This is a genomic window from Devosia sp. WQ 349K1, assembly GCF_016595685.1.
In the GTDB taxonomy this organism is placed as follows: Bacteria; Pseudomonadota; Alphaproteobacteria; order Rhizobiales; family Devosiaceae; genus Devosia.
In genome coordinates, this window is record NZ_JAENGO010000005.1 from 234,721 (window position 1) to 251,326 (window position 16,606).

A 16,606-nucleotide genomic window follows, 5' to 3' on the forward strand; every position below is an offset into this window, starting at 1 on the left:
CGTCCTTATGCCCAGCCTCGTGCACTACCCTCTTGATCCCTCATCCCGCCTGATCCGGCTGATGTGCGCGGAATACGGTGTGCCTCTGGACCTTGAGGAAATGCGCCCTTGGTTGCGTGAAGCAGAGCTACTGGCGGTTAATCCGGCCGCGACGCTCCCCATTTTGCTCGAAGGGGAAACCCCCATCGTCGGCATTTGGGCAGTGATGCATGCCGTAGAGGATTTTTATACGCCGGACACTGTTGGCGGATTGGTGCCGCCCGACCCTCTTGCGCGCGCAGAGATGTGGCGCTTGGTTGAGTGGACACTGGTCAAACTCAATGAAGAAGTGACGCGCTATCTCTTTGAGGAAAAAATCTCCAAGCGCGACATCCGCGGCGCGACGCCGGACCCTTCGGTACTGCGGGCCGCTAAGGCAAACCTGAATGAGCACATGCTGTATTTCAACTGGCTTTTAGCCAGCCGCAATTGGCTCGCAGGTCCCGACATGACGCTCGCCGACTTTGCGCTGGCAGCGCATCTATCGACGTTGGACTATATGGGGGACGTTGATTGGTCCAAGTCCGCGGAGACCAAGGATTGGTATTCGCGGATTAAGTCGCGTCCGGCGTTCCGCACCCTTCTCAATGATCGCGTCGTCGCCATGCCGCCATCGCGCGGCTATTCGGATCTGGATTTTTGAGTGACCTGAATGTTCTCGTTAAAGAGCTCAAGCATCGTGCCTCATCCCTAGGGTTCGATGCTTTTGGCATTGCGCCAGCCGATGCGCGGCCTGATCTCCCAGAAAAACTGCGCCATGCGATAGAGCTGGGCTATCACGCCGAAATGGAGTGGATGGCCGAAACTGAGGATCGCCGTGGTCATCCCAATCAGCTTTGGCCAGAGGCGCGCTCGGTCATTCTCGTGGGCATGAACTATGGCCCGGCGACCAATCCGATGGATTTGCTGGCAGAAAAAGACATCGGAATTCTGTCGGCCTATGCGCGAAATCGCGATTATCACGAGATCATCAAGGGCAAGCTGAAAGAGCTTGCTGGCATTTTGGCCCGTCGGTCGGGGGCGGACGTAAAAGTCTTTGTCGACACCGCTCCGCTAATGGAAAAGCCGCTGGCCGAAGCTGCGGGCCTAGGTTGGCAGGGTAAACATACGGTGCTCGTCAGTCGCGATATGGGCTCTTGGTCGTTCTTGGGCGCCATTCTCACCACGGCGGAACTGCCAGCTGATAAGCCCCACAAGGAAAGTTGCGGCTCCTGCACGCGCTGCCTCGATACCTGCCCAACCAACGCCTTCCCTGCACCCTTCCAGTTGGATGCCCGCAAATGCCTGGCCTATTATTCGGTCGAGCATAAGGGACAAATTCCGCGCGAGCTGCGTACGCCCATGGGCAACCGCATCTATGGCTGCGACGATTGCCTCGCTGTCTGCCCATGGAACAAGTTTGCCAAAATCGCCCACGAAGCCAAGCTGATCGGCCGACCCGAACTGGAACGGCCGGCCCTGGCCGACCTCGTCCAGCTCGATGACGAGGGTTTCAGGGAGATGTTTTCTGGCTCGCCGATAAAACGTATCGGTCACGCTCGCTTCTTGCGCAATGTTCTCATCGGTATCGGCAATTCGCAAAATACCGCCTATTTGCCAGCTATACGCCAGCGCCTGAACGATCCGTCCCCGCTCATTCGCGGTGCTGCCATCTGGGCACTCCGAAAGCTCGCTTGGGAGGAAGCCGAAACGCTCAAGGCCACTCGGCGCATGCGGGACGAGGACGCTGAAGTGGAGCGGGAGTGGGAAGGGCAGGTGTGATGCAGGTTTTGTTTTTTGGTTTTGGCTATTCCTCAAAAGCCAGTGCCGAGGCACTCGAATCGATCGCCCCAAGCGCCGTGCTCTTGGGCACCTCGCGGACACCGGGCTCGCCCCAGTCGGTATTTTTTGATGGGACCAGTCCCAGCCAAGCTCTCAGTGAGTTTCTCGCCAATTCTGCCACCCACGTCGTTGGCTCCATCGGCCCAGACGCTGATGGTGACCCATCACTGCGCCACCATCGCGATGACATTTTGAACGCGCCCGACGTCAAATGGCTGGGCTATTTTTCTACCGTTGGGGTTTATGGTGATCGCAATGGCGCTTGGGTCGACGAAACAGCCCCGCTAGAGCCCGAAAACCTCCGGTCGCAATGGCGGGTTGCGGCGGAGGCTGAATGGCAGTCCTTGGCCGCCGAAAAAAACGTTCCGCTTTTCATCCTGCGCCTTGCCGGGATTTACGGCCCCGGCCGTTCGGCTTTTGACAAGCTGCGCGACGGCACCGCCAAACGCATCATCAAGCCGGGCCAAGTGTTCAACCGCATCCATGTTGCCGACATTGGCCGCGTGACCGCCTTGGCCGCAGAGCGCGGGCTGGGTGGCGTGTTCAATCTTGCCGATGACGAACCGGCGCCACCACAGGATGTCATCACCCACGCTGCCGCCATGATGGACCTCCCCGCACCGCAAGAGGTTCCGTTTGAACTAGCGAACATGTCGCCCATGGCGCGGAGTTTTTACGCAGACAACAAACGCGTCGCCAACAGCGCCATCAAGCAGGCCCTGCAAATTGAATTGCTCTATCCAAACTTTCGCGTGGGATTGGAAAGCATTTTAGAGAGTGAGCGATGAGCCCAACACCGGCTAAATCTATCGAGCGCATTGTGCTTGAGGGGCGTTACATTCGCCTAGAACCGGTCGAACAGCGCCACGCTTCGGAGCTTTTTGCGGTCTCGTACACGCCAGATGCTTCGGCGCGCTATCAATGGTTGCCGAGCAATCCCCCCGAAACGGAGGATGCGGTCGCGCAATGGATCGAACACGCCAATGCGGGTGATGACATCTATTATGCGGTTATCGACAAAAGAACGGGCAAGGCTGTTGGTCGTCAAGGCTGGATGCGCATACGGCCTGAGCATGGTTCGGTGGAAATCGGCGGGATCTACTGGGGGCTTCCCATGGCCCGCTCGCGGCTTTCGACAGAAGCGCTTTTTCTCTTCGCTCAGCACGCCTTTGATAACCTCGGATATCGGCGTTTTGAGTGGAAATGCAACAATCGCAATGAACCCTCTAGGGCGGCCGCTCAGCGCTTTGGCTTTGTGTATGAGGGCCTGTTCCGTAATGACATGATCGTTAAAGGCGAGAGCCGCGATACGGCTTGGTTCTCAATTATTGAGAGCGAATGGCCAGTGATCCGCGCTGAGTTTGCGCGCTGGTTGGACCCCGGCAATTTTGACGATTTGGGCCAGCAGAAGTCGAAGCTGGTGACCAGGCGCTGATGGCGAGCGGCAATGTCCAATCCAAAAAAGAAAACCCGGGTTTTGGCCCGGGTTTTGTATTTCGTAGATCTTGGATCGCTTAAGCGTCTGGGTGCTTAAAGACCAGAGCGGCATTTGTGCCGCCGAAGCCGAACGAGTTCGAGAGCACATAGCCCAGATCGACATTGTCGCGACGCTGACGCAGAATTGGCATGTCGGCCATAGCTGGGTCGAGGTCGACGATATTGGCGCTTTCGGCAATGAAGCGGTGCTTCATCATCAGGATCGAATAGATCGATTCATGCACCCCAGTCGCGCCTTGGCTGTGGCCGGTAAGCGACTTCGTGGCAGAGATCGGCGGGCAGCTGTTTTCGTTGCCGAAAACATTGCGCAGCGCTTCAATTTCCTTGAGATCGCCCACTGGCGTCGAGGTGGCGTGCGGGTTGATGTAGTCAATTGGTGCTTTGACATTGGCCAGAGCCAAACGCATGCAGCGTTCTGCGCCTTCACCCGATGGGGCAACCATGTCGAGACCATCAGAGGTCGCGCCGTAACCCACCAACTCAGCCCAAATCTTGGCGCCGCGAGCCTTGGCGTGTTCGTATTCTTCGAGCACGAGAACGCCTGCACCACCAGCGATAACAAAGCCATCGCGGTTCGCGTCGTAGCAACGCGAGGCGACCGATGGGGTCTCGTTATACTTCGAGCTCATCGCGCCCATGGCGTCGAAGAGGTTCGACAGCGACCAGTCGAGATCTTCGTGACCACCAGCGAACATGATGTTTTGCTTGCCGAGCATGATCTGCTCAGCGGCATTGCCAATGCAGTGCTTGGACGTCGCGCAGGCTGCGGTGATCGTATAGTTGATGCCCTTGATGGCAAAGGCCGTCGCCATGGTTGCCGACGCAGTGGAGCCCATTGCCTTTGGCACCGCCAAAGGCCCAATCCGCTTGGGACTAGTGTTTTTGCGGGTGATGTCGGCCGCATCAACGATCGTGCGCGTCGATGCGCCGCCAGAACCCATGACGATACCGGTCATCGGGTTCGACACGTCGCTTTCAGACAGGCCTGCGTCAGCAATTGCCTGCTGCATGGCCATATAATTCCACGCAGCACCCTTGCCCATAAAGCGGGTGACGCGGCGATCCAGAATTTCGAACGGATCAATGCGTGGATCGCCCTTTACCTGGCTACGGAAGCCCAGTTCGGCATAATCCTCGGCAAAAACAATGCCTGACTTTGCTGTGCGCAGGCTTTCAGTGACCTCATCGAGGCTGTTGCCGATCGGGGAGATGACTCCCATTCCGGTTACAACAACACGTCTCATTTGGTCCTCGTCAGGTCGTATACAAAGTTCGCCATGGGGCGGGCGAATCCTTTTCCCGGTGCTAATCCAGAAATGGGCTTAGCGTTTTTGTTCAAGCAGTTGCGAGTCGGTGAACAGGCCAACGCGCAAATCCTTAGCTTCATAGATGAGCTTGCCATCGGCCTTCACCCAACCGTCAGCAATGCCGAGGGTGAGCTTGGACTTCAGAACCCGCTTCAAATCGATACCATACTCTACCAGCTTGACGTCATCGGTCACCTGACCGGTGAACTTGATCTCGCCGCCAAGAGCACGGCCTTTACCCGGCTGACCGAGCCAGCTCAGGAAAAAGCCAGTCATCTGCCAAATTGCGTCAAGGCCAAGGCAGCCCGGCATAACCGGATCACCAATGAAGTGGCACTTGAAGAACCAGAGGTCTGGGCTCACATCGAGCTCAGCGCGCACCATGCCCTTGCCATAGGCGCCGCCATCCTCGGAAATTTCGGTGATGCGATTAAACATCAGCATTGGCGGCGCAGGTAGGCGCGCATCGCCCTGACCGGGCAGTTCACCGCGGCCATGGGCCAGCAATTCTTCATAATTAAATGCGTGTTGCCGGTCGGCCATCAGCACGTCCCCACTAAAATTCAAGCCTTGTCTCGTATAGGGGCTCCCCCGGAGGGTCAAGCCAGCCGGTAGGCTTACTCAGTAACCTTATACGGGCCAGAGCTTGTCTCCGCAGCCGTCCGGCACTATAAAGAAGGCAGGATTTCCGGATGCAAGAAGACGACTAGTTCTCGCCACATGCACGATAGCAGCCTAGCCGCTCGGCCTCAATCGCACAGACCATGTTTGACAGCAGTTCTGCGAATGGCAGGATTGCGCCCTACGCGACAACGTGTTGCGCTGGCTGAACTCCTGTTTAATGGACCGCACCGGCACGTTAGCGCCGAGCAACTGCATGACGAGGCGGCCACTGCCAGCGTCGATGTCTCGCTCGCGACAATCTACAACACGTTGCATCAGTTTCATGAAGCAGGCTTGCTGCGTGAAGTCGCGATTGATGCCTCCCGCTCCTATTTCGATACCGACACCTCAGATCACCACCATTTTTACGTGGAAGACGAGCAACGGATGATCGATATCCCCGCTGATTCGGTGATCTTCAAGTCGCTACCTGCGGCGCCTGAAGGCATGGAAGTGGCGCACGTTGATGTCGTCATCCGCGTCCGCAAAGCGATCTAACGAGCAGCACAGAGCAATGCTGTGATGAACCATTACAACCCCGTGGCGTTGCCAAGGGGTTCTTTTTTGCCCTTCTGAGCAACTGTGACTTTTGCCAAGAGGGTGGTAAAAGAGACGCGATATAAACAGCGGCAAGGATGGCTTATGGCTGACAAGGTCAATCTCAAAGCCTATTTCGACCGAATCGGATTTGCTGGATCGATCGCCCCCACTCTGGCGACACTTGAGGCGCTTCATGCGCTCCATCCAGCGGTCATTCCCTTTGAGAACCTCAGTCCATTGCTCGGTGTGCCTGTCGCGCTAGACCAGCTAAGCCTCGAGAAAAAGCTGCTGATTGATCGGCGCGGTGGGTATTGCTTCGAGCACAATACGCTTTTGCAGCGTGTTTTAACCGATCTCGACTACACGGTCCGGCCGTTGCTGGCGCGCGTGGTCTGGACGGATGAAACTGGAAGGGATCGGCCTCCGACCCATATGCTGCTGCTGGTTGAAATTTCTGGCCAAAGCTACATTGCCGATGTGGGCTTTGGTGGGTTGTCGCTGTCTGCGCCTTTGCGGTTACGAGCCGATGTCGATCAGCAGACCCCCCATGAAGTGTTCAAGCTGACCCAATCGGATGGACAGTGGACGCTGCTTGTTAAAATCAATGATGACTATAAGCCGGTTTATGTTTTCACCACCGAAACGGTGAACGAGGAGACCATCGCGGCGATCAACCATGAGATCGCGTTTGGGGACGGCAGCCCATTTACAACAGAGCTGCGGGTCGCCCTCGCTCCGCCTGGGAAACGCCTGAAACTGCACAATACAAGCTATGCCGAGCAGGTTGTGGGCGAGGCGCCAGTAAAAACCGAACTTACCGCCTGGCAGGATATCAAGCAGGTCCTGATTGCCGATTTTGGTTTAGTTCTGCCCGAGCCCGATCTCATTGACCCCATTCTGGCGCGGTTTGCACCACCAAGACCGGTCGTAGATCCAGTGACAAGCGAAGCCTAACGATGGCGCCGGTCGTTGTTGCTCAAGAGGCACTGCGAGAGTTTGTGAGCTTTCAGGAGTTCTACGACTGGCTGGCGAACCACCACGATCGTGACGCAGAAATATGGATTCGGATTTTCAAAAAATCCTCGGGTCGCGCCACAATTAGCCCAGTAGAGGCGATAGACGCGGTTCTCTGCTGGGGATGGATTGATGCGATTAAGAAGAGCTGGGACGACGTCTCCTTCGTGCAGCGTTATTGTCCGCGCCGAAAGAAATCCGTGTGGAGCCAGGTCAATAGAGACAATGTCGCGCGGTTAAGTGCGGCGGGGCTGATGACACCATACGGCCTCGCTCACGTGGAGACCGCCAAAGCGGACGGTCGCTGGGACGCGGCTTATGCGACGACACAAGAGGCTCCCGACGACCTCCTTGCTGCGATTGCCGCCAATCCATCGTCACAAAGACAATATGATATTCTCACCGCCCAAAACCGCTTCGCTCTGATCTATCGCACAAATGGGGCTAAGACGGCCGCGACGCGCCAGAAGCGGATAGCGCAATTTGTCGAGATGCTGGCGCGCGGCGAAACGATCTATCCGCAAAAAGCGCGATTGGCTGAGACATGAGTGTCTGGGTGGGATTGCTGCAGGGCGTCAATGTCGGCAAGCGCCAGATGAAAATGGTGGAGCTGAAAGCAGCGCTTGAGAAGGCCGGATTTGAAGAGGTGCGAACCATATTGGCGAGCGGCAATTTCTGCGCTCGATACGACGGGAGCGAGGATGAAGTGAAAGCGAGAGCAGAGGCAGCGCTGGCTGCTGCTTTCGATTTTCCGGTTCTCGTTGTCGTTCGCACCGGTCACGAGCTTGACGCCTTGCGCGCGAGCGAGCCGTTCGCATCGCTTGACCCCAATGCAGACCTTACCCGGCATGTTGTTTTCTTTGACACGCCGCTGCCGCTTGACGTGAGCGTCGAAAGCAGGCCGCGCGATACCGAAATCTTGCGCATTACCGAGCGTGAGGTCATCATTGCGGCTTATCGCCAGCCCAATGGGCGCTATACAGAGAATGTTGAAGCGGTTCTCAAGCCGCTCTACCGGGCCCTGGGAGACTCTAGGCTCAGCACCATGCGCAACTGGAACACAATAGAAAAGCTGCTCACGTGATTACTGTTTTTGGTTCTACCAATCTCGACCAAGTCGGCACTGTGACCCGTCTGCCCAAGCCCGGTGAAACAGTGGCCGGTGGCACCTTCTCCATGGCCCCAGGGGGAAAAGGCGCGAACCAGGCTTTGGCCGCCCGCCGCGCTGGTGCGGAGGTGCTGCATGTCTCGGCGGTCGGCGACGACGCCTTTGCAGGCATGGCGCTTGAGTTATTGGAAAAGGGCGGCGTTGACCTGTCGCAGCTGCGTAAGGCGCAAGCCGCAACTGGCATCGCGATGATCTTTGTCGACGCGGATGGCGAGAACGTCATCGCTGTTCTGCCCGGTGCCAACGGCACGGTGAGCGCAGCAGACGCCGACACAGGGCTGGCCAGGCTCTCGGCCAACGACACTCTTCTCGTGCAGCAAGAAGTGCCTCAGGCAGCGACCCGGCGTGCGCTTGAAATTGCCCGCGAAAAAGGTGCGCGCAGCGTGCTCAACACCGCGCCATTCCTCGAAGACACATTTGAGCTCGCCCCACTTGCCGATATCGTTGTGGCCAATGAAACGGAGTTTTCTCTGCTCTCGGGGCGTCCGATTGAAGAGCTGGATGCCGCAATGGCCGAATGGGCTGACAAGACCGGCAAGACTATTGTTGTCACCCTGGGGCCTGACGGTGCGCGTGCGAACGGGCCAGAAGGCGTCATTTCCGTTGCGGCTCATAAGGTGACCCCTGTCGATACCGTTGGCGCCGGTGATACCTTCTGTGGCTATCTTGCGGCAGCACTCGACGCAGGTTTTTCACTCAAGGACGCGATGGCGCGGGCAGCAGTTGCCGGCTCGCTTGCCTGCCTCAAGGCTGGTGCCCAGCCAGCCATCCCAACCAAGGCAGATGTCGAAGCCATTTTGGTCGCTTAACAGTTAGACAGCAGATGCCTCATTGATCCCCGCGCGAGCGGGGATTTTTGTTTTTAAGGATCACATTTGCGGCATGGCGCAGGTCTGCTCCTTCGCCGCGTAATGGTGCAGCCAATAAAAAAGCGGGCCCGAGGACCCGCTTTTCAAAACTCGTATAAGTCGGTGCGACTTATTTCGGTGCCAACACCATGACCATCTGACGGCCTTCGGCGCGCGGCTGAGATTCGACCTTAGCAACAGCTTCAGTCTGTTCTTTGACCTTGATGAGCAAGGCCATGCCGAGATCTTGGTGTGCCATTTCACGACCACGGAAACGCATCGTGACTTTCACGCGGTCGCCGTCTTCGAGGAAGCGCTGCACAGCCTTCATCTTGGTGTTGTAGTCGTGGTCATCGATGTTCGGACGCATCTGAACTTCTTTGACTTCAATAACCTTCTGCTTCTTGCGCGCTTCCGCTGCCTTCTTTTGGGCGGCGTACTTGTAGCGGCCAAGATCAAGCATCTTGGCGACCGGCGGCTGCGAATTAGCGGCGATCAGAACTAGGTCAAGGCCAGCTTCCTGCGCTTCGGCGAGCGCTTCGCGGGTGCGGACGATGCCACGATTCTGGCCTTCCGCATCAATGAGCTGAACGTCGGGGCTAGTGATGTCCTCGTTTGCAAGCGGCCCATCTTTCTGGGGCGCAACGGGTCTCATTGGACGGCGAATGGCAAGCGTTCCTTGTGCTATTATTAGGAAGGGCTGAAATCGGCCCTAAAATCGTGCTAGCTGCGTCATAAGTCAACAGCCGAAGCAGTTGATTTATGCGCTCAATGGCATGAAATCCATTGCTGCTCTATCACAAAATCGACCAAGTCACGCATGAGTTCCTTAAACAAACGCATTATTACCCTTGGTAACGGCTCTGAAGCCCGAGAAATCGCCTCATTGCAGCGTGACGGACACGGCCCCGGGCTATTTTGGATTAATGGTTTTCGATCCGGTATGACCGGCGACAAAGCAACGGCCTTGGATGCGTTTGGGGCAGAAAAGGGTCTTTCGGTCACGCGGTTTGACCACGCTGGCATTGGCGACTCGCCCGGAGACTTTAACGCGGGAACCATCAGTCGCTGGCTGGAAGAGGCCGAGGCGGCGTTTTCGACGACGACGGGACCGCAGATTGTTGTCGGCTCGTCCATGGGCGGTTGGTTGGCGCTGCTGCTCGCGCGTAAACGCCTCGACGAAGGAAAACCTCTAAAAGGTCTCGTCTTGATCGCTCCTGCGGTGGACGCCACGGAAGTGTTGATCCCAGCGCGGCTTAGCCCGGAAGAGCGCGCGCTGATTCTCACTCAAGGCTATTATGACCGTGTCAGCGCCTATGGAGACGGCAGCTATCGCTATACGCGAGAACTGCTCGAAGACGGGCGTAATCATTTGCTCTTGGGCAAGGTGATTGAGACGGGGTGTCCGGTGCATATTCTGCAAGGCGGTTTAGACACAGACGTGCCGCGGCAGCATGTCGAAAAACTGCTCACCCATATTCTGCATGATCCGGTGACGTTCTCTTTGATCCCCGATGGCGACCATCGCTTATCGCGGCCACAGGATCTGGCCCTCTTGCGCGCGGCGCTAGAGCCCATGATTGCCTCTTAAAGGGCAATCTCGGTAAACCGCGCGTCCTTGGCGTCATAGAGCATCAGCCGACCGATCAGCGACGTGCCAACACCGCTGACGAGCTTAATGGCCTCCATGGCCATCAGCGTACCGATGACGCCAGTCACCGGACCCAAAATGCCATTGGCCTCGCAGGAGGGGAGGGTGTCATCGTTTGCCTCATCGGCAAAGACGTCGCTGTGCTTGGGGCCGCCCAGATGCGGCGCAAAGACGGTAAGTTGGCCTGAAAAACTCGACACGGCACCAGAGACGAGCGGCTTTTGTAATTTTTCGCAGGCGTCTGCCACGGCGCGGCGCGTGGCGAGATTGTCCGTGCCATCAAGCACGATGTCATAGGGCGTGAGGAAACGCTGCGCGGTTTCACCCGTGAGCCTTTCGGCATAAAGCTCGAGTGCGACATGCTCATTGAGTGACAGGGCAAAGCGTCCAGCGCTTTCGGCCTTATTGATTCCAATGCGAGCCGTGCTGTGCACGATCTGCCGCTGCAAATTGCTCAGCGAAACAGTGTCGGCGTCGAAAATCCCCAAGCGGCCAATGCCTGCGGCCGCGAGATAAGCAATGGCTGGGCTGCCAAGGCCGCCCGCGCCAATAATCGCTATTCTTGAGCCCTTGAGCGCTTGCTGCCCCGCACCCCCAAAATCTTTGAGCACAAGATGACGCGCGTAGCGCTTGGTCTCATCACCAGAAAGATGGGGCGGGGTGTGGGGCGTCATTTAAGCCGTGCCGGTCGATCCAAAGCCACCTGCGCCACGCACGGTCTCGTCGAGATCGGTCACGACCTCAAAGCGAGGCTGCACCACAGGGGCAATCACCATCTGTGCAATGCGTTCGCCACGCGTGATTGTGAAGGGCACATCGCTGGTGTTGAGCAGGATCACCATGACCTCGCCGCGATAATCAGCGTCGATCGTGCCTGGAGAATTGAGGACTGTGAGACCATGCTTGGCCGCGAGACCCGAACGCGGGCGGACTTGCGCCTCATAGCCAGCGGGAATGGCCATGGCGAAACCGCAGGGAATGATGGCGCGCCTGCCGGGCAAAAGCTCGACAGGCTCAGTTTCACCAACCGCAGCTCGCATGTCCGCCCCAGCCGCTAAAGCCGACTGATAGGCCGGGAGGGCAAGGCCCTCGCCATGGGGGAGGAGTTTAAAGCGAACGGTCAGGTCTTGTGTCACGGAGTGCGTACCAGTGCGTAGTATTCTTCAGGGAATTCGGTGTCGCCCGCGAGGAGCTTGGCGAATTCGAGTTCGAGGGAAACCGAGGTCTTGTCGTCAGACACGGTCATATTGGTGTCGAGGATCTCTTCGCCAATAATGGTGAAGGTGATGGCATGGCCTTCGAACATAGCGACCATCATCGCCTTGGTGTCCGCATCCATTTCTTCCTCAGCACCCAGCTGGGCGTTGAGTGCGGACATCGGCATAGAGACGCGGACCGTGCCATCGTCCTGAGCGGCGAACTGAATGCCGCCTTCTTCTTCGTTCTGCGCGTTTAGCTCATCGAGCGTGCCGTGCATCATTTCAACGCAAACAGCGCTGCCATCGGCGTTTTCAGTCAAATCGCCTTCCGCACAGAAGGATTCGCTGAATTCGCCCATGGCATCGTCGCCATCGGCTGGAGCTTCGGCCTCGGCGGCCTTGATCATGCCGTAGAAGTCCGCACCCATGGTTGTTGTGGTCATGACATGGGCGGTTTCGCTATCCATGAACGACACTTCTACGTCGGCGTCCATGCAGCCAGCCAAGCCAGCGCCAAGAAGCAGGACCGCCGCCAGTTTGCCAATAATGTTCGAAGTCATGGGTATCCCCCCATATTGAAATTAGCGGGCAAATTATTGTGGGCGTGCATTTTGCGCAAGACGATGCTCCGCCAAGCCAATTTCTTAGTTTATGAAGTGGCCAATCAGCACAAAAATAAGAATGAGCCCGCCCAATTGTAGCCCGAGCGAGAGCGCTTTCGAGAGGCGTTTGTGCGGGCGATTGAGGAAAGCGCGGTGCTCTTCCAGCGTGGCTTCAGCTTGCGCGATCAAATTGGGCACTCGCCCCGCTGCTTCATAAGCGCGGGTGAAGTGACCATAGAGATCTGCTAAGCGCCCGATCGGGCCTTGTTCACGGCGCAACCACTCGCCAACCACAGGCTCTGCCACGGTCCAGATATCGAGCTCTGGATCAAGGGTACGAGCGACCCCTTCGACCAGCACCATCGACTTCTGCAGCAGCACCAGCTCCGGACGTGTCTGCATTTGGAAGAGGTCGGTGATGGTAAAAAGCTGGCCGAGGACGCGCGCCATGGAAATGTTCTCGGCTGTGCGCCCGTGCAGCGGCTCGCCGATGGAGCGAATGGCAAGAGTGAAATCATCCACCGATTGGCTCGGTGGAACATAGCCAATGTCGAAATGGCGCTGCGCTACGAGACGATAGTCGCGGGTGATGAAGCCATAAAGAATATCGGCCAGGAAGCGACGCTCGCGCATCGACAGGCGTCCCATAATGCCGAAGTCGACAGCGATGACATCGCCGCTCTTTGGGTCGGCAAAGAGATTTCCCGGATGCATGTCGGCATGGAAGAAGCCGTCACGAATGGCGTGGCGCAAGAACGACTGGAGCACGTTGGAGGCCAGTTTTTTGCGGTCGATGCCAGCGGCGTCTATCGCCGCGTGATCGCGAATGGGAATGCCGTCCACCCAAGTGGTGGTCAGCACATTCTGCGCGACATGGTCCCATTGTACGTCCGGGATTTGGAAGCCGGCGTCGTCTTTAATGTTCTCGGCCATTTCCGAGATGGCCGCAGCCTCAAGGCGCAGGTCCAGCTCAAGGCGCATAGAATGGTCGAGTGTTTTGACCACCTCTGTCGGGCGTAGACGTCTGCTCTTGGAGGAGAAAGTTTCGGCAAGGCGTGCACCGGCGTAGAGCGCGTCAGTGTCGGCATGAAAACGCTCAGAGACGCCCGGGCGGAGCATTTTGACGGCGACAGTTTTCGGCAGCTCACCGGGTTCGACGAGCTTTGCCCTATGCACCTGCGCAATCGAGGCAGCAGCAATGGGGCCGCTCATTTCGGTCAGTTGGTTGGCCTTGGGGCCTAGCGCCTCAGACAAAATGCCGGGCACCAGCTTTTCGTCAAAAGCGGGCATGCGGTCCTGCAATCCGGAAAGTTCGGCCGCCGCCTGTGCGCCAACAATGTCAGGACGCGTTGCTAGAGTCTGACCAAACTTCACAAAGCTGGGGCCCAGCTTGTGGAGTGCCGCGTTGAGACGCTCGACGCTCCCCGTTTTGCGCACTGAGGGACGCTCGACGATGCGCCCCATGCGAATCCCCAGCTTCATCATTGGCGGTAACGATTCGCTTGGGAGCACCGATAGGGCGCCTTCGCGCGCCAAAACCCAGCCAGCGTTGAGCAGACGGAAATACGACGTCAAAGCCATGCTTAGAGTTTCCACCCGGAGAAGAGGGTGGCGATATTGCCTGTCATAGAGGTGTGTTTGACGCGTTTGAACGCAGCTTGGGTCATCATCGCTTCAAAAGCGGGCGGGTTCGGGAACTTCCGAATCGATTCGATGAAATATTGGTAGGGCTGCGCGTCGCCCGTGACGAGCTTGCCCATCGGCGGAATGACCGTGTCTGAATAGAAATTGTAGACCGCGTCAAAGCCTGGGACATCCACTTGGCTAAATTCGAGCACCAAGAGGCGTCCGCTACGCTTCAAAACGCGATGGGCTTCGTCGAGTGCCCGCTGGATACGAGGCACATTGCGAATGCCAAAAGCGATTGTGTAGGCGTCAAAGCTATCGTTCTCGAAGGGCAGTTCTTCGGCATTGGCCTCAACAAAGCTCACCTGATCGGGATAGCGCCACGTTTTGGCGCGCTCGGCGCCGACGCGCAGCATGTCCGAATTAATGTCAGAGACGACGACAGAAGCGTGGCCGAGCGATGAGTTGATGATGCGCTCGCCTATGTCGCCTGTGCCGCCCGCCATATCGAGCACACGATAGGGGCGCGAGCCGGACTTGGGCGGCGCCAGCTCGGCGACCATAGCGCTTTTCCAGAGGCGGTGGACGCCGACACTCATCAGATCATTCATCAGATCGTAGCGGTCCGCTACGTCATGGAACACCTTGTTGACGAGGCCCTGCTTTTCTTCCAGCGGGACTGTCTGCTCGCCAAAATGTGTGGTTTCGCGTGGCTCTGTCATGGCTTGGCCTCGATAGTCGGTTTTGCGCGCACCATATATAAAGCCCAACAAAATGCCCATGCCTGTTCGGCAAGAGGGTGAAGGAGTTCAGAGACGATGCCGGAATTGCCAGAGGTAGAGACTGTTCGCAGAGGCTTGGAGCCTTGGCTGACGGGCGCGCGCTTTGAGGCTGTCACGCTCAACCGCCCGAACCTGCGCTTTCCCTTTCCGGTCAGTCTGAAAGAACGGCTCGAAGGGGCGAGGGTGCTCAACGTTGGGCGGCGCGCAAAATACCTTCTTATTGCGCTTTCAAACGGCCACACCTTGCTCAGCCATTTGGGCATGACCGGGTCATGGCGCTTTGCCGAACATGGAATCGATAAGCCTCCGCGCTATTACGAACCGGGCACTGAACCCAAGCATGATCACTTTGTCGCAGAGATCTCTCATCCAGAGCATGGATCGAGCCATCTCATTTATGCAGACCCGCGGCGGTTCGGCTTTCTCGATCTCTTTGAGACCGGCGCCGACAATGCCTATCTTTTGGGAATCGGTCCCGAGCCTTTAGGCAATGATTTCAATGCTGAAGCATTAGCCAGAGGCTTTTTCGGTAAAAAAGCTCCCGTCAAAGCCGCGCTGCTCGATCAACGAGTCGTGGCGGGCCTGGGTAATATCTATGTCGCGGAAGCCCTTTACCGCGCTCATATCTTGCCAACTGTTGAGGCGAGATCTTTGGTGACACCCAAAGGAAAGCCCAAAAAAGCACTGGAGGATCTCACCATTGCTGTCCGTCATGTGTTGACGGAAGCGATCCATTCCGGGGGCTCGACCTTGCAGGATTTCCGCAATGCAGAAGGTGGAACTGGCTATTTCCAGCATAATTTTGCTGTCTACGATCGAGAAGGGGAGCCCTGCCGGAGCGCCAATTGCGCAGGTCAGGTTCAACGCATTGTGCAATCAGGGCGCTCGACTTTTTTCTGCCCTTCGTGCCAGAAGAGCCATTAGCGCATTTGGTATGCGGCAGAGCAGCTCTCAGGGTTTGAATCCAGTTGACGCTCCACTGCCAATCCCCTATAGCACCCCGAACTTGGCGGCATCTTGCTGCCGCATTCATTTTTCCCGGTGGGCCGGACGCGAGCAATTCGCGCTGAGTTTGCCGGCTGGACGATCAAGAGGACCGACATGGCCAATACGCCGTCAGCCAAGAAGGCGACCCGCAAGATTGCTGCTCGCACCGCGATCAACAAGTCGCGTCGCAGCCGCGTACGTACCTTCATCCGTAAGGTTGAAGAAGCAATCACCGCTGGTGATCACGCAGTAGCATTTGCCGCTCTCAAGGTTGCGGAACCAGAAATCAATCGCGCTGCGACCAAGGGCATCGTTCATGCCAACTTGGCAGCTCGTAAGGTTTCCCGCCTGAACAGCCGCGTTAAGGCTCTCGCCGTCTAAGACGCGAGGCTCCGCGGCGCCACTCGGCAGACGCGGGACGTCAGAAAATTGGGCTCCTTAGGGAGCCCTTTTTGTTGGTGAGTCCCGGGAACGCTTTTCTGTCATCAATTTGTAATGTGTCGATCTACGGACACGACTGCACGATCCGGAACGGATCGGGCACAGGCTGTTTTATTCCTTTAGGGCAGCGGGTTGATGCGGTTAGGGGTTGCGCGGAGAATGCTGCGGCAAAGCGACTTTCAGAGCTAGGCCGAATAAATTTTTCACCTTTATCGTTCAGCTAAGGTTTGGAATCTGCTTTGAGTCACAAGCCCTTGCTGAGAGGGGCTTTTGAGAGGCGGGTGACGTGAAAAAATGAGGTTCGGAGTCAAGCCCCTATTTCAACGATTCACGTGTTGCGGCATGAAAACCGTCACTCTAATGTACCTTGGTCAGCGGGAGAAAACGGAGCCTGAATACAGGAGCCGACCCAAAGATAAGC

At 57.2% G+C, this 16,606-nt stretch carries 20 protein-coding genes; 12 read left to right on the forward strand and 8 right to left on the reverse strand.

The annotated features are described in order from the left end of the window. The first annotated feature begins 7 nt into the window (after positions 1 to 7). Genes JHL21_RS11790 through JHL21_RS11805 form a run of 4 tightly spaced genes read left to right on the forward strand, consistent with a single transcriptional unit; the run spans position 8 to position 3,295 of the window. Positions 8 to 682, forward strand: a complete 675-nt coding sequence (locus JHL21_RS11790; RefSeq protein WP_169194299.1) for a glutathione S-transferase family protein — start codon at positions 8 to 10, stop codon at positions 680 to 682. Continuing rightward, positions 679 to 1,800, forward strand: coding sequence for a tRNA epoxyqueuosine(34) reductase QueG (gene queG / locus JHL21_RS11795; RefSeq protein ID WP_210338893.1), 1,122 nt, complete (start codon positions 679 to 681; stop codon positions 1,798 to 1,800). The genes JHL21_RS11790 and queG overlap by 4 nt, the downstream gene beginning before the upstream one ends. After that, complete coding sequence (locus JHL21_RS11800; RefSeq protein ID WP_200213625.1) at positions 1,800 to 2,648, forward strand: SDR family oxidoreductase; 849 nt, start codon at positions 1,800 to 1,802, stop codon at positions 2,646 to 2,648. The genes queG and JHL21_RS11800 overlap by 1 nt, the downstream gene beginning before the upstream one ends. Next, positions 2,645 to 3,295 carry a GNAT family N-acetyltransferase gene (locus JHL21_RS11805; protein WP_200213627.1) on the forward strand — a complete coding sequence of 217 codons (651 nt, stop codon included), beginning with the start codon at positions 2,645 to 2,647 and terminating at the stop codon, positions 3,293 to 3,295. Before JHL21_RS11800 ends, JHL21_RS11805 begins: the two co-directional genes overlap by 4 nt. Positions 3,296 to 3,374: 79 nt before the next feature. Here the strand turns inward: JHL21_RS11805 and fabB are convergent, their stop codons facing one another. Together fabB and fabA are read right to left on the reverse strand one after the other, a co-directional pair. Further along, the gene (gene fabB, locus JHL21_RS11810) at positions 3,375 to 4,601 is read right to left on the reverse strand and encodes a beta-ketoacyl-ACP synthase I (protein WP_199531149.1); all 1,227 of its coding nucleotides are present in this window, start codon (positions 4,599 to 4,601) and stop codon (positions 3,375 to 3,377) included. 78 nt (positions 4,602 to 4,679) lie between these two features. After that, positions 4,680 to 5,207, reverse strand: coding sequence for a 3-hydroxyacyl-[acyl-carrier-protein] dehydratase FabA (fabA, locus tag JHL21_RS11815; protein ID WP_200213628.1), 528 nt, complete (start codon positions 5,205 to 5,207; stop codon positions 4,680 to 4,682). A 177-nt stretch (positions 5,208 to 5,384) separates the two neighbouring features. Between fabA and irrA the strand changes: the two genes are divergently transcribed. The 5 genes from irrA (at position 5,385) to JHL21_RS11840 (ending at position 8,858) form a co-directional block, all read left to right on the forward strand. Further along, on the forward strand, positions 5,385 to 5,825 hold the full coding sequence (gene irrA / locus JHL21_RS11820) for an iron response transcriptional regulator IrrA (RefSeq protein ID WP_169194293.1): 441 nt from the start codon (positions 5,385 to 5,387) through the stop codon (positions 5,823 to 5,825). Positions 5,826 to 5,909: 84 nt separating this feature from the next. Next, entirely contained in the window at positions 5,910 to 6,821 is a 912-nt protein-coding gene (locus tag JHL21_RS11825) for an arylamine N-acetyltransferase (protein WP_200213630.1), read from the forward strand. Between the two features lie 2 nt (positions 6,822 to 6,823). Continuing rightward, positions 6,824 to 7,429, forward strand: a complete 606-nt coding sequence (locus JHL21_RS11830; RefSeq protein WP_200213632.1) for a YdeI family protein — start codon at positions 6,824 to 6,826, stop codon at positions 7,427 to 7,429. Further along, positions 7,426 to 7,965, forward strand: a complete 540-nt coding sequence (locus JHL21_RS11835) for a DUF1697 domain-containing protein (protein ID WP_200213633.1) — start codon at positions 7,426 to 7,428, stop codon at positions 7,963 to 7,965. Before JHL21_RS11830 ends, JHL21_RS11835 begins: the two co-directional genes overlap by 4 nt. Beyond that, positions 7,962 to 8,858: a ribokinase gene (locus tag JHL21_RS11840; protein WP_200213635.1), complete on the forward strand. Its 897-nt coding sequence runs from the start codon at positions 7,962 to 7,964 to the stop codon at positions 8,856 to 8,858. The genes JHL21_RS11835 and JHL21_RS11840 overlap by 4 nt, the downstream gene beginning before the upstream one ends. A 169-nt stretch (positions 8,859 to 9,027) precedes the next feature. On the opposite strand, the gene infC is transcribed toward JHL21_RS11840, so the two are convergent. After that, positions 9,028 to 9,564 (reverse strand): translation initiation factor IF-3, encoded by a 537-nt coding sequence (infC, locus tag JHL21_RS11845; RefSeq protein ID WP_182396073.1) that lies wholly within the window; start codon positions 9,562 to 9,564, stop codon positions 9,028 to 9,030. A gap of 153 nt (positions 9,565 to 9,717) precedes the next feature. On the opposite strand from infC, the gene JHL21_RS11850 reads away from it, so the two are divergent. Next, positions 9,718 to 10,488 (forward strand): carboxylesterase, encoded by a 771-nt coding sequence (locus JHL21_RS11850; protein ID WP_200213637.1) that lies wholly within the window; start codon positions 9,718 to 9,720, stop codon positions 10,486 to 10,488. Here JHL21_RS11850 and JHL21_RS11855 read toward each other — a convergent pair. The 5 genes from JHL21_RS11855 to ubiE form a co-directional block, all read right to left on the reverse strand. Continuing rightward, the gene (locus JHL21_RS11855; protein WP_200213638.1) at positions 10,485 to 11,222 is read right to left on the reverse strand and encodes a HesA/MoeB/ThiF family protein; all 738 of its coding nucleotides are present in this window, start codon (positions 11,220 to 11,222) and stop codon (positions 10,485 to 10,487) included. The two genes, JHL21_RS11850 and JHL21_RS11855, sit on opposite strands and share 4 nt — an antisense overlap. Beyond that, positions 11,223 to 11,684, reverse strand: a complete 462-nt coding sequence (dut, locus tag JHL21_RS11860; RefSeq protein ID WP_199531156.1) for a dUTP diphosphatase — start codon at positions 11,682 to 11,684, stop codon at positions 11,223 to 11,225. Continuing rightward, the gene (locus tag JHL21_RS11865) at positions 11,681 to 12,307 is read right to left on the reverse strand and encodes a hypothetical protein (protein WP_200213640.1); all 627 of its coding nucleotides are present in this window, start codon (positions 12,305 to 12,307) and stop codon (positions 11,681 to 11,683) included. The genes dut and JHL21_RS11865 overlap by 4 nt, the downstream gene beginning before the upstream one ends. Before the next feature lie 84 nt (positions 12,308 to 12,391). Continuing rightward, complete coding sequence (gene ubiB, locus JHL21_RS11870; protein WP_200213642.1) at positions 12,392 to 13,930, reverse strand: 2-polyprenylphenol 6-hydroxylase; 1,539 nt, start codon at positions 13,928 to 13,930, stop codon at positions 12,392 to 12,394. Positions 13,931 to 13,932: 2 nt separating this feature from the next. After that, complete coding sequence (gene ubiE, locus JHL21_RS11875; RefSeq protein ID WP_200213644.1) at positions 13,933 to 14,697, reverse strand: bifunctional demethylmenaquinone methyltransferase/2-methoxy-6-polyprenyl-1,4-benzoquinol methylase UbiE; 765 nt, start codon at positions 14,695 to 14,697, stop codon at positions 13,933 to 13,935. A 96-nt stretch (positions 14,698 to 14,793) separates the two neighbouring features. Here ubiE and mutM point away from each other — a divergent pair, with 96 nt between their 5' ends. Both mutM and rpsT read left to right on the forward strand, forming a co-directional pair. After that, the gene (mutM, locus tag JHL21_RS11880) at positions 14,794 to 15,681 is read left to right on the forward strand and encodes a bifunctional DNA-formamidopyrimidine glycosylase/DNA-(apurinic or apyrimidinic site) lyase (RefSeq protein ID WP_200213646.1); all 888 of its coding nucleotides are present in this window, start codon (positions 14,794 to 14,796) and stop codon (positions 15,679 to 15,681) included. 177 nt (positions 15,682 to 15,858) lie between these two features. Continuing rightward, the gene (rpsT, locus tag JHL21_RS11885) at positions 15,859 to 16,125 is read left to right on the forward strand and encodes a 30S ribosomal protein S20 (protein WP_169194280.1); all 267 of its coding nucleotides are present in this window, start codon (positions 15,859 to 15,861) and stop codon (positions 16,123 to 16,125) included. The last annotated feature ends 481 nt before the right edge of the window (positions 16,126 to 16,606 follow it).